The sequence below is a fragment of the Paenibacillus guangzhouensis genome (assembly GCF_009363075.1).
Taxonomy (GTDB): domain Bacteria; phylum Bacillota; class Bacilli; order Paenibacillales; family Paenibacillaceae; genus Paenibacillus_K; species Paenibacillus_K guangzhouensis.
This window is the reverse complement of record NZ_CP045293.1, coordinates 3670540-3683528: the sequence shown is the minus strand read 5'-3', so window position 1 is coordinate 3683528 and position 12989 is coordinate 3670540. Positions and strand designations below refer to the sequence as shown.

The 12989-nt window shown below is 47.1% G+C and carries 8 protein-coding genes; all 8 read left to right on the top strand.

Going from position 1 to position 12989, the window contains the following annotated elements:
* The first annotated feature begins 133 nt into the window (after window positions 1–133).
* The 8 genes from GCU39_RS16505 (at window position 134) to GCU39_RS16470 (ending at window position 12957) form a co-directional block, all read left to right on the top strand.
* Window positions 134–880 carry an SDR family oxidoreductase gene (locus tag GCU39_RS16505; protein WP_152394520.1) on the top strand — a complete coding sequence of 249 codons (747 nt, stop codon included), beginning with the start codon at window positions 134–136 and terminating at the stop codon, window positions 878–880.
* A 260-nt stretch (window positions 881–1140) separates the two neighbouring features.
* Window positions 1141–3591, top strand: a complete 2451-nt coding sequence (locus tag GCU39_RS16500; RefSeq protein WP_193726511.1) for a glycoside hydrolase family 2 protein — start codon at window positions 1141–1143, stop codon at window positions 3589–3591.
* Between the two features lie 90 nt (window positions 3592–3681).
* The gene (locus GCU39_RS16495) at window positions 3682–4557 is read left to right on the top strand and encodes an ABC transporter permease (RefSeq protein WP_227793643.1); all 876 of its coding nucleotides are present in this window, start codon (window positions 3682–3684) and stop codon (window positions 4555–4557) included.
* A gap of 49 nt (window positions 4558–4606) precedes the next feature.
* Window positions 4607–5476, top strand: a complete 870-nt coding sequence (locus GCU39_RS16490) for a carbohydrate ABC transporter permease (RefSeq protein ID WP_152397286.1) — start codon at window positions 4607–4609, stop codon at window positions 5474–5476.
* 64 nt (window positions 5477–5540) lie between these two features.
* A complete protein-coding gene (locus GCU39_RS16485; protein WP_152394517.1) occupies window positions 5541–7169 on the top strand; it encodes an extracellular solute-binding protein in 1629 nt (542 codons plus the stop codon).
* 84 nt (window positions 7170–7253) lie between these two features.
* Window positions 7254–9563, top strand: coding sequence for a family 43 glycosylhydrolase (locus GCU39_RS16480; RefSeq protein ID WP_152394516.1), 2310 nt, complete (start codon window positions 7254–7256; stop codon window positions 9561–9563).
* 86 nt (window positions 9564–9649) lie between these two features.
* Window positions 9650–11236 (top strand): response regulator, encoded by a 1587-nt coding sequence (locus GCU39_RS16475; protein WP_152394515.1) that lies wholly within the window; start codon window positions 9650–9652, stop codon window positions 11234–11236.
* The gene (locus GCU39_RS16470; RefSeq protein WP_152394514.1) at window positions 11233–12957 is read left to right on the top strand and encodes a sensor histidine kinase; all 1725 of its coding nucleotides are present in this window, start codon (window positions 11233–11235) and stop codon (window positions 12955–12957) included. Before GCU39_RS16475 ends, GCU39_RS16470 begins: the two co-directional genes overlap by 4 nt.
* The last annotated feature ends 32 nt before the right edge of the window (window positions 12958–12989 follow it).

The following is a 12989-nucleotide window of genomic DNA, read 5'->3' as shown; positions in this document are numbered from 1 at the left end:
ATAGAATTTATACTAGGATCCGTGCGACTAGAATTCGGAATAGCAGTAGAAATACAGATCTGTTGCGCGTTAATCACCACGATTATAATACACTTACCGCTTGTGGTGAATAACAAAACAGAGGAGATTGTATATGGGAAATCATGAACGAAGTAACCGCAGTACATTAAGAGGAAAACGGGTGGTTCTGCTCGGAGGAACGTCTGGTGTCGGATTTGCGGCAGCCGAAGCTGCTGCGAAGGAAGAGGCATCCGTCGTTGTTGCATCCAGCCGTAAAGAGCGGGTTGACCATGCCGTTTCACGCTTACCGCAAGGAGCGGAAGGGCATGTCGTTGATTTATCAAACGAGACAGAGGTTCGTGCATTTTTCAGCCATATTGGCGAATTCGATCACTTGGTCTTTTCTGCCGGCGAACCGTTGCAGTTTGAAAGCCTCAACGAAATAAACATCGATGCAGCGCGCCGATTGTATGACCTTCGATACTGGGGAGCGTTAATGGCTGCCAAATACGGCAGCCCGAACATGAGAACGGGCGGGTCTATCACGTTGGTATCAGGCGTTGCCGGAACCAGGCCCCCCAAAGGTTTGATCGTTCCATCTAGCATATGTGGAGCGGTTGAGGCACTGACTCGGGCGCTCGCCATTGAGCTTCGTCCGATTCGTGTCAACGCGGTTGCTTTTGGACTTATGCGCACGGAAATGTACAACGGCATTCCTGAGGAAGACCGTAATGCGATGTATAAAGCTATCGGGGACTCTCTCCCAGTAGGTCATGTAGGCGAACCCGAGGATGCGGCTGAAGCGTTTCTTTATTTAATGCGTGAACAATATTCCACGGGTCAAGTGATTATCGTGGATGGTGGTTCGACGCTAGTGTGAATCAGCATGATTTCGCGAATGGCTTCATTAAATCCACGATTCGACATATTGAAGAAAGGTCTGCTTCTGTAATCGAAGCAGACCTTTCTTCAATTTTGTCCGGCTGTTGCTAAGCGATCCGGCAAAGTAGTCAGCTGCGGGTGTAGCTTGTCCATTTCGCCGTATCGACTCCGTTGATAGAATGCAAAAATCGTTGCTGAGCGTAGTAGTTTCCCATGTCGAAAAACCTTAAGATATGGTTAATTAGGAGGTTAGTAATCATGAAATGTACGAATCTCGGTCGAAGCACTTTGAATTTTAACAAGCAATGGAAGTTTCTTCTTGGGGATATCTCGGGAGCCGAGGAGAGGCTAACACCCGACGTTGAGTGGGAATGCGTCAACTTGCCGCATACGCCTAAAATCGAATCCCTTCATGTAGATTTGCACTATCAAGGTTTTTGCTGGTATCGTAAGCGCTTTCTTGTAGACGAGACTTATCAAGGAATGAAGCTCTTCATTGAATTCGAAGCGGCCATGCATGAAGCCTATGTATGGATCAACGGGAAGTTCAAGCTGATCCATAAAGGTGGTTACTTGCCGTTTATGATTGATATCACCGAAGATGTTGAATTCGGCGTGGAGAATGTGATAGCTGTTCGGCTCGATAATCGTAACAACGGTTCAATACCGCCCGGTAAACCGCTGGAGAGTCTAGATTTTTCATATTTCGGTGGATTGTATCGCAACGTGAAGCTCCATATCATGGACAAACTCCATGTTACTGATGCGGTGTATGCGGGGAAGCAAGCGGGAGGTGGGGTTTTTGTCAAATATTCCGACGTCTCGCAAGCAGCTGCAACAGTCGAGGTGCAAACGCATGTGTTGAATGAACACGATCATGACAAGGATGTCAAAATCGTAACATCGATCCTGGATAACGAAGGCAGATGCGTTGGATCTTCAGAAAGCTTGGTCGAGACTGTTACAGCTGGCGGGGATCACACATTCAAACAATTAATCTCACTTACATATCCTCAACTTTGGCACCCGGATACACCTTATTTATATACGCTGTTGACGGAAATTATTGATGGTGATGGTCGGTTGACGGATGAGATGCTCACCCGCATTGGAATCCGCACAATTTCGTTCAGCAAGACCAATGGTTTTATGATCAACGGAGAACGATTGGTCATCCGCGGGACGAACCGCCATCAACAATATCCATATATCGGTAATGCAGCTTCGAACAACGCCCAATACCGCGATGCGATGAAGGTAAAAGAAGGTGGGTTCAACTTCGTACGGCTTGGCCATTATCCGCAGTCACCGGCTTTCCTGGACGCTTGTGACGAGCTCGGACTGATGACCGTTGAGCCGGTTCCTGGTTGGCAGTACTGCGAGGTTGGGGAATTTCAGGAAATCGTCAAGCAAAACATTCGGGATATGATCCGCCGTGACCGGAATCATCCATGTATGATCATGTGGGAGGTTAGCTTGAATGAGACCTATAACAAACGACAAGGTGCTACGGATGAATTTTTCCATGAATGCCATTTGATCGCCCATGAAGAATATCCCGGAGACCAAATGAACACTTCGGGAGATACGATTGGTAGGATAGACCCTGCCTACGTCAATTATGATGTGCCGTACACCATGTGGGAAGATCGTGACTTGACCCGTCCACTGGAGGAATCACTGCCTAATAAGGGGGGCTTTGACAGAGAATACGGGGATTATGAATTCGGCGGTCAGGAGAGTACTAGCCGTGTACCGCGCGGTGCCGGAGAAGAGAAGTTGCTGCTGCAAGCGTGGAATTATCAATGGTCGCTGAATCGTAACCGAAGCAACCGTTGGTCGCTAGGCGACGCTTCGTGGGTTGGCATTGACCATAACCGGGGCTGCTATCCGCGGGTTGCGGAATGCGGAGCGTTAGATACCTTCCGGCTGCCGAAATACGTGTATTACTTCTATCAGAGTCAGAGAGAGCCGGATGTGATACACGCACAAATCGATAGCGGACCGATGGTGTTCATTGCAAACACATGGACAGAACGTGTCTCGCGGGCCAAAGTTGTCGTGTATTCGAACTGTGATGAAATTGAACTGTTTGTTAACGGGAAATCGGTAGGTGTACAAAAACCTGACCAAGGGCCCGACACGGAATACGGAGAACGCGTAACAGGCTATGAAGTCGATTATTGGCTGACCGACGAGGAGCAGCATAAGTGGAAAGAGGGCAGCGTGGAGTCTAAGGACGATACAGGCATTGTGATGGTAAACAGGCATGATGGAGGGAATTGCCGCCATCTGGAGAGAGCGCCATTTACGTTCGAAGGCGTGGCTTATGAGCCCGGCGAACTCAAAGCCATTGGACGAATTGAAGGCAAGGATCAGGCCGAACATATTGTACGTACGCCGCTTGAACCTGAAAGGCTCTCCATTCGCATCGACACCAGCGGCAAGGAACTCGCGGCAGATGGATCTGATTTTGTCTTCGCCTATGCCGAGATTCTGGATGCGAATGGAACTGTCGTACCATCTGCCAACCATGCAGTAACTTTCGAAGTCGAAGGTCCCGCTGTCATCGTTGGTGAGAATCCGATGCAGGCCGAGGCGGGCATCGCGACGGTACTGCTGCAATCGCAACCAGTACCTGGCGAAGTGATCGTGACGGCCCATGCGAAAGGGTTATCCTCTGCTGTCACTCGTTTCACGATCGCATAGGACTTTTTTGATCCAATAAGAAACTTCACAGAATAGCAGGAGGTGAGTCGTTTGAATCGACGGTTTATACGGCAGTGGGACCTGCAAATTATGGTCATCCCTGCGATCATCATGATTATTATTTTCTCCTACATCCCGATGTGGGGTGTCCTTACCGCATTTCAGGACTACAGTCCGGCGAAAGGATTTTTTGGGAGCGAATGGGTCGGCTTCAAACATTTCAGGATGTTCTTTAACGCGCCAGAGTTCTGGCAGATCATGCGGAATACGATTGTGATTAGCATGTTGAAGCTGTTCATCGCATTCCCTGCGCCGATCGTTTTTGCGCTGATGCTGAATGAAGTGAAGAACGCATTTTTCAAGCGATTCGTACAGACGGTTAGTTACTTGCCGCATTTTATTTCGTGGGTCATCGTGTCCGGCTTCGTCATCTCCTTGTTGTCGGTTGACAACGGCAGTGTCAACATGCTGCTGCAGAAGCTGAACATCATCGACGAACCCGTCCATTGGCTCTCCATCCCTGAGTACTTCTGGAGTATTCTGATCACGTCGGGGATTTGGAAAGAAATCGGTTTCGGCGCCATCGTCTATTTGGCGGCCATTACGGGAATCGATCCCCATATGTACGAGGCGGCATCGATTGACGGCGCCGGCCGGATGCGGCAGCTGGTATCCATTACGATTCCGTCCATCGCACCTGTCATTATTATCTTTCTCATTTTGCAGGTTGGGCAAATTCTGAACGCGGGCTTTGAAGAAATATTGCTGCTTACCAATCAGGGGCAAAACGTCGTATTGCGACCGGTGTCAGAAACGATTGATACGTATGTCTATCGCGTCGGGATCGAGAATTATCGCTTCTCCTATGCGACGGCGGCTGGCTTGTTCAAAGGCGTAATCAGCGTCGGTCTGCTTGTCATCGCGAACTGGATTGCCAGAAGGTTAGGGAACTCAAGCTTATGGTAATGGCATCGAAGAAAGGAGGCGCCTTGTGAAACGTTCACTCGAAGATCATATGATCGATGTTGTGGTATATGTAATTTTATTGTTGCTCGCCGTTGTTACGTTGTATCCGTTCTGGAACTCCTTGGTTATTTCCTTTAATGCAGGTAATGATACAGCGGCTGGGGGCGTTACCATCTGGCCGAGAGCATTCACGCTGGAGAACTATAAATATGTTTTTAAGGATGCAAGGTTAATCAACGCATTTTGGATCACGGTGGCAAGAACCGTTACAGGAACCTTCCTGTCGATTTTGTTTACCTCCATGTTCGCGTATGCCATGTCTAAGCGCGGATTGATCGGCAAAAAGTTCTATATGATCCTCTGCGTTATCACAATGTATTTCAGCGGAGGTCTCATTCCGAGTTATCTGCTTATTAAGGACTTGCATTTGATGAACACTTTCTGGGTTCTCATTATCCCTGGGATCATCAGTGTCTGGAATATGATTATCTTCCGTACCTTTTTCTTGGGACTCCCTGACGGGCTTGAGGAATCGGCCCGAATCGATGGATGTAATCACATCGATACGTTTTTCCGAATTGTCTTGCCGGTATCGGGACCGGTTATCGCGACATTATCGTTGTTCACTGCCGTAGGCCACTGGAACGCTTGGTTTGACGCTTCGATTTATATTTCGAATCAGAAGCTGCTGCCATTACAGGTGATTCTGAACCAAACGATACAATCGATTTTATCATTTGAATCCTCAACGGTGATCAGTGCGACCAAGCAGGAATTCTTGCAGAACGCACAGAGCGTCACGCATAAATCGATCGTGATGGCAACGACGATGGTAGCAACCATACCGATTGTTATGGTGTATCCATTCGTGCAGAAGTATTTTGTCAAAGGGGTACTTGTCGGGTCATTGAAAGAATAGGTAGATGTTATGCGCCAGAAGGCGATAACATAGAAGAGATGATAAGAGAGGGGCAATCGTAGCAATGAACAAGAAAAAATGGCTGACCTGTATGTTGGCCGCGGTTCTAACTTGCAGTACCATGCTAGCTGGCTGCGGAAGCGACGAAGATGAGAGCAAAGCTGCGACTGAGAATGGAAAGGCCGGAGAAACAGCAAGCCAAGATCAACCGCTAACGTTTTCAATGTATACGTTTGATGACGGATGGCAGCCTGCTCCATGGGGAGAGACGGTGACCACGAAGTGGATTCTGGAAAATAAGAAAGTATCCATTAATTATCTGCCGACGAATGGCAACGCCAAACAAAGATTCAACGCCATGTATGCCAGCGGTGAATTGCCTGATGTGATTTCGCTATCGCCAGGACCTGAGTTGGATCGGTTGATCAGTGAAGGCCAATTGGTTGAGCTAGATCCGTATCTTGACAAGTATCCGAACCTGAAGCAGTCTGCCGGAGACCAAATCATCAATATCAATCGTTCAGAAGACGGCAAGTTGTATGTTTTCCCGGAATGGTATGTCGGTGGCAATCATATGAACGGTAACGGCGGTTGGGGGATCAACCGAAAAATCTATAAAGAAATGGGTTCGCCGAAGCTAGAGACGTTGACTGAACTCGAGAGCTATCTGCGATCGGTGAAAGAAAAATATCCGAACGTGATTCCGCTAGAAGTGGGTGGTCCGTACGATATCAAAATGATGTATTCCGCGTTCAAAGAAAACAGCACACCATATTTTGTGAGCAGAATGTTCTATCCGGATGGCAATACGCTCAAGCCGATTACAGAAGATCCGGCATTTAAGGAATTCATGCTGTTTGCGAGCCGATTGTATCGCGATAAACTCTTAACTCAGGACGTGTTTACGCAAAAGGCCGATCAAATGATCGAGAAGCTGAGCCAAGGAAGAGTAGCAGTTTCGATCAATTCGAACTTATCGGGTAGAGCCCGCGTTCCGAACTCGACGCTCCGCGCGCAAGACCCAGAAGGCGGGTACGAATTTATTTGGCCGATCCACAAAGAGGGCTTGGACAAGAACAAAATTTATCTGAACTATACCGGCCGAGAAGGTGGCGGCAAACTCGTCATTACGAAAAATGCGAAGGATCCTGAACGTATCTTCGCTTACCTGGATTGGGTTACAAGCAGCGAAGGGCAGTCGGTTCTCTGGTTCGGACCTCAGGGATTCCTTTGGGATGAGAGAGACGAGAACGGCATTCCAATCCCGAACGATAAATATAAGACGATGGACAAAGCTGAACTCGACAAGCTGCACGTATCTGATAATATGATGGCCGGCAATGCAACATGGGTTGATCTAGCTAAAGTAGCTAGAGAGAGTCTTCTTCCTGAGGAGCAGCGGGATTTCCAGACGACGCAGCAGGTGAACGTCGCTTGGAAGACGTCGATGGACATTACGGCTTTTGCGAATACCGATCCGCAAGGGGATTCGGAAGAAGGCATTATTCTGCAGTCGGTAACGGATATGTTTGATCAAGCATTCTCCACCATGATTTATGCAAAGAGTGATGCGGAAGTCGAGTCCATCCTGAATAAGGCGAACGAAGAAATGCAAAAGCTTGACTTCCCTAAAGTGCTCGATTACGTCCAGAAAAAATGGCAGGAAAATCTAAATAAAATGAACGGTCAATAATTTCAGTTTGTCGAACGTAAGAGTATACACTTCTGTATACTCTTACATTTATATCAGAAGGAATGATAGGAGGCACTTGGAACAATGAGCATACAAACTTCAGATCATTTAATACCTAGAAATGTAGGATGGACCGCTGATAATGGAAACGGCACCTACACGAATCCGATCCTGTGGGGGGACTATCCGGATAATGATGTGATTCGAGTCGGCGACACCTATTATATGTCTTCTACGAGCATGCATTTATTTCCCGGATGTCCGATTATGCGTTCGCAAGATTTAGTGAATTGGGAATACGCAAGTTATGCGGTTGAGCGAATGGAAGGCGATCCATACGACTTGATCGGCGGCGATGTGTATGATGAAGGGCCATGGGCTACGAGTTTAAGGTATCATCAAGGCAAATTCTACCTAATGTTCAATATCAATCATGACGCTGCTTATGTCAGTATTGCAGATCGCGCCGAAGGGCCTTGGACATTGTATAAACTGGAGGATGAGCTCTACGATCCTGGTTTGTTTTTTGACGAGGATGGGAAAATCTATGTCGTGCATGGACAAGGAGAGCTCTATCTAAGCGAGCTTGCGATCGTCAATGAAGCAACAGGTCAATTATCGATCCGATCCAAGAGAGAACCCGGTGCGAGAAGAAACGGGAAGAAGATTTATTCCTACCCATGCCCAGGTCATCGTTATCATGGCTACAATGAGGGTGCGCATGTCTATAAAATCAATGGTCTCTACTATATTCTTACGACGCCGATTTGGAAGCATGGCTCTAAGAAAGAAGTGGCCATTCGGACCAAGGATTTAGCCCATGGGCCTTATGAAGTCGAGGATATTATGACAAGCTTCATGAACTTCTGGGGGAATGGCATTCATCAAGGGGGGATTGTCGATGTACCTCAAGAAGACGGTACTTCCGAATGGTGGGCAATCATTTTCCAGGACCGATCGAAGCTTGGCAGGGTCCCTACGCTGCAGCCTGTCGAGTGGAAGAATGGCTGGCCATACATGGGGCAAGTCGATGGAGAAAAAGCTGTCGTTACGCATCCCAAGCCAAACATCCCGAATGTAGGGTATATTGCGCCCAAAGCGCTTCCGACTTCGGATGATTTTAGAGCGAATACGTTAGGGTTGCAGTGGCAGTGGAATCACAATCCGGATAACAGCAAATGGAGTCTTGAAGAAAGACCAGGATATATGAGACTTCATACATCAAGTGTAACAGAGAACTTATCCTATGCTAGAAATACACTCACACAACGCGTCGTTGGGCCGGATTGTGTAGGAACCGTGAAGCTCGATGTGAGCCATATGGCGAATGGTGATGTGGCGGGTCTATGTTTGATGCAAAAAGAATTTACTTATATCGGGATTAAATATGATGAAGGTCGTCAGTCGATTGTGATAAACGATAATTCGATTGAACATGCAGCCGTGACCTTACCGGACAGTATTCAAGAAGTGTGGTTCAGAGCCGAGATGCCAAGACATGAATATCGTATGGAGTTTTTCTATAGTACGGACGGGATCACGTTTACAAGGCTTGGCGGAAGATACGATATGCGCTATGGAACTTATGTTGGCATGCGATTCGGTATTTTCAACTATGCAACAACGAAGCTTGGCGGGTATGTAGATGTCGATTCTTTTGTATTAACAACGACAGAAAATCAAGGGAACCTCTTTGGTATGAATCGACAAATTGACGCTGGGCGCTATGACGATCAGAAATTTGTCTCCGATAAGGAACTGCTCATCAACGCCAGAACGGAGTGGATTAGTGAAGATGCTAACCGCGAATATGATCTATGTATATCGAATCTGAAAGATGGAGATTGGCTGCAGTACGACCAGGTCGACTTTGGTGCAGGTGAAGCGTCATGGTTCAATGCTCGCGTAGCAAGTTCATTGACCGGGGGTTCGATGGAGGTCAGACTGGGCAGCATCGATGGTCAGATCATTAGCACGCTCTCGATTCCGAATACAGGGGATATGGATCAATATGTTCAGGTGAAGAGCGACCTGACCGTGGAACTGACTGGAATTCATAGCATTGTTCTTGTGTTTCATGGTGCGAGCCAATCCATGTGCAAACTGAACTGGTTTATGTTTGGATCTGGAGTATTTCCTCAAATCCCTCCCATCCCGACAAATGTGACGGTTGTGGCGGAAAATGAATCCATGCTCAATATGAAATGGGATGCGTCACCTGGAGCGCTGCAATATGATTTGATGCTTGATGACCTTGTGATTAGCAACGTAACGAGCGATTTCTCACAAACGGGCCTCGCCCCAAGCTCTCGCCATACAGTTAAGGTAAGGGCGAAAAACATAGCTGGTTATAGTGCGTGGAGTGACGGAGTACAGGCTACGACTTTTAACTGACATCAATCGACACGATCTTTAGATTTGACGAATGGGAAGGTATACTATGAAATACGTACGCATTGATTGATATAAGGACTGATTCTATGAATAAAGTATTACTAGTGGACGATGAACAGTTGGATTTGGAAGTCTTACAGCGATTTACGCCGTGGGAACAGCTGGACATGACCATTGTTGGCGCTGTACACGGGGGAGGGGCCGCTCTAAATCTGCTGCGGGAACAGCATGTCGATATCTTAATTACCGACATCCAAATGCCGATCATGTCTGGTTTGGAGCTGGCCGAACAAGCCAAAAGCTTGCTGCCCCATTTGAAAATCATTTTTATTAGCGGTCATGATGATTTCCAATATGCCAAACGAGCGATTTCGATGAATGCCAGTTCCTATATTTTAAAACCTGTGGATGATCAAGAGCTGGTGAACACGCTGCAGCTTGTTAGCGAGCAATTGAAATATGAACGGGAACAAATGAAAAGGGAAGAACAGATAGATTCTTCGATTCCGCTCTTGCAGAATGAAATGATGTATCAGTGGCTGCGCGGAACGATCGATTACCGCACCTTCTTCACGTTATATGAAAGAGGCGGCCTCCCTTGGCAGGACGGTCCCTGCTGCGTGGCTCTGATCGAGATGGATGACATGGCTTGGAAATTGAAGACGTTTTCAGAAGAGCAGAGGAGAATCGCCATCGAACATGGATTTCGGTTAATCATCGATGATCTGCAAGCGAGTCGACTCGGGATCTATTGCAGAACAGGGGATGACAAGGTTGTCGTCGTCATTCAATCCATGGGGTTTCAGGCTGATGTCATGATGCAATCTCTCGTTGAGCATGTCCAGAACCATTCGAACTTGACGATCACGGTTGGACTCGGCTCGGAGGTCATCTCCCTAGAAAAGGCGCCAAGCTCCTATCTGCAAGCCTGCGAGGCGCTCGCGACCAAAATGTTTATCGGCAAATGCCGGGTAATTACGTCGGATCAGCCGGCCGGTGAGATCGTTCAAACAACGCTAGATCTCGAGCAGATGATGGAACGGATGTTTACAGCGACCGTCAATTACGAACTTGTACTTATTCATGATACCTTAGAGCAGTTATTTAAGTTAGTGCATCATCTGAAGGACAAGTTGTCGGTCTATAACTTTGCGCTGTACGTCGTTTCGAAAACGGATTTTTTCCTGCAATCGCTGAACGTCAATCTGTCTGATCTCTTAAGCATCGATCTGAAAAATTTAAACGTCCTTTACGATTTTGAGACGATTCACGATATAAAGTCCTGGCTGCGCAAGCAATTGTTCGAGGTATCTGAGCATCTGCACAACAAGAAGAAAAACCCGAACCGGAAGTTGATTGACGAAATTGAAAGATATGTGGAAGCGAATCTATTAGAATCGCTGCAGCTGCGGCACGTTGCGAAACTATTCGGTTTTTCGCCGAATTATTTGGGTTATTTGTTTAAAGAGGTAACCGATGAACATTTCAGTGATTTCGTCACGAAGAAGCGGATGGAGAAAGCACGGGAGCTGCTGCAGGACCCGAAGCTCAAAATATTTGAGGCGGCTAACCAAGTCGGTTATCAGAATCTGACGATGTTCAGCAGGCATTTCAAACAAAGTTTTGGTCTTCCGCCGGTCGATTACCGTAAGCAAGGCCGTGGACAATCATGAAACAGCTTCCTTTCAAATACAAACTGCTGGCATCTTATATGCTGCTCGTGATCGTACCTGTTATTACGATTGGTTATTACGCTTATTATACATCCGTGCAATATGTGAAGGAGCAGACGATTCAGAATGTGAAAAGCACCTTAGTGCAGGCTGTTGATAATATCGAGGGAAGAATGAAAACGGTGGAGCTGGTGGATAATCAGCTCTATCTAGACCAGTCGTTGCAGCGGGCATTAAATAAGCGATATGAGCCCTTGGACAGTTATCAGACGGTGACGCAAAAGATTCTCCCCAAGCTGGACTCGGCGATGAATTTGGCACCGCAAAATGTCGTCATTAATTTGTTTTTGCATAACACGACCCTGCCTGAAATCTATGATATAGAGACCGAAGAAGATCCGCTCTCCCGAGGAAAACGGTATAATCTGATTCATTATCAGCACATAGAGCAGCTCAATTGGGTGAAAAGATTCGATGACATGCATGTCGATTCCCAATGGATGCAGGTGGGTTCGGATGTGAAGTTCGGCAATGTATCTTGGCTTCGTAAGATGATGGATTTTGAGACGATTAAGGCGATTGGGACTATGCAGATTACAGTCAAAAAAGACGAGTTGTTCGGAAATTTGAATTACAGCAGTAGTCAAGACGGCATCCCCGGTTATTTCGCTGTCATCAATAATCATAACGAGACGGTGTACGAGAACAGTAGCAACCCGCTTCCTCCGCATTGGCTGGCAGACACGAGAGCTTATATGCAGATCTACGAGCCCATCGAGGGAACCAAATACCGCGCTGTGGCGCTCGTACCGCTGCAAGAACTCGAACATGCCGCTCAGAAAGTCAAAAATGTGACACTGCTTATTTGCTTGGCCAGTTTTTTGGTGCTCATGGCGATCGGTGCCATTGTGTCCAATACATTCTCGAAGCAGATCAACAGGATTGTTCGATCTCTCCGCGCATTTCAGGAAGGGAATTTTACGAAACGGATTCCATCGGTCGGCTCCGATGAGTTTGCGCAAATTGCGATTGCATTTAATGAGATGGCGGTGAATATTGAGGACCTTGTTCAGGAGGTCTATATCAGCAACTTGCAGAAGAAGGAAGCCGAGCTGGATGCGCTTCAAGCTCAAATTAAACCGCATTTTCTGTATAATACCTTATCTTCAATTAGCAGGCTGGCTCGTTTGGGCGAAACGGAAAAGCTGCACCAGATGGTCACACAGCTGGCAACGTTCTATCGCCTGACCTTGAATCGAGGAAGATCGATTATCCCGATTCGTGAGGAAATCCAACAGGTCCAATCTTATGTTGTCATCCAAAAGATTAAGCATGTCGACAGGCTGGATGTCAGCTATGACATTCAATTCTCCGTCATGGAATACGATACCGTGAAGCTGATCTTGCAGCCGTTTGTTGAAAATGCGGTCAAGCATGCCATGTCTGAAGAGCCCCTTCATATCCGGATTGCCGCTTATCAGGAAGAAGGCACCATCGTCATGAAAGTGAGCGATAACGGTGTCGGGATGCGTGAGGAAACGATGAGACAAATATTTGAATATCAAGAACAAAGTATTGGTTATGGCATCCGAAATGTGAATGAGCGGATCAAGCTGCAATTCGGAGAATCATTCGGCGTAACGATAGAGAGCGAATGGGGTGCAGGGACGACGGTTCGTATCGTCATTCCTTTGTACCGGGAATTGCATGATTGTAGTTAAATGTTAAGGTAACTTCCTTTCGACGGAGTTAC

Excerpts from the sequence above, each read along its gene's own strand:
- GCU39_RS16475 (WP_152394515.1), top strand. The coding sequence starts at position 9,650 with ATGAATAAAGTATTACTAGTGGACGATGAACAGTTGGATTTGGAAGTC.
- GCU39_RS16470 (WP_152394514.1), top strand. The coding sequence starts at position 11,233 with ATGAAACAGCTTCCTTTCAAATACAAACTGCTGGCATCTTATATGCTG.
- GCU39_RS16505 (WP_152394520.1), top strand. The coding sequence starts at position 134 with ATGGGAAATCATGAACGAAGTAACCGCAGTACATTAAGAGGAAAACGG.
- GCU39_RS16490 (WP_152397286.1), top strand. The coding sequence starts at position 4,607 with ATGATCGATGTTGTGGTATATGTAATTTTATTGTTGCTCGCCGTTGTT.
- GCU39_RS16485 (WP_152394517.1), top strand. The coding sequence starts at position 5,541 with ATGAACAAGAAAAAATGGCTGACCTGTATGTTGGCCGCGGTTCTAACT.
- GCU39_RS16500 (WP_193726511.1), top strand. The coding sequence starts at position 1,141 with ATGAAATGTACGAATCTCGGTCGAAGCACTTTGAATTTTAACAAGCAA.
- GCU39_RS16495 (WP_227793643.1), top strand. The coding sequence starts at position 3,682 with ATGGTCATCCCTGCGATCATCATGATTATTATTTTCTCCTACATCCCG.
- GCU39_RS16480 (WP_152394516.1), top strand. The coding sequence starts at position 7,254 with ATGAGCATACAAACTTCAGATCATTTAATACCTAGAAATGTAGGATGG.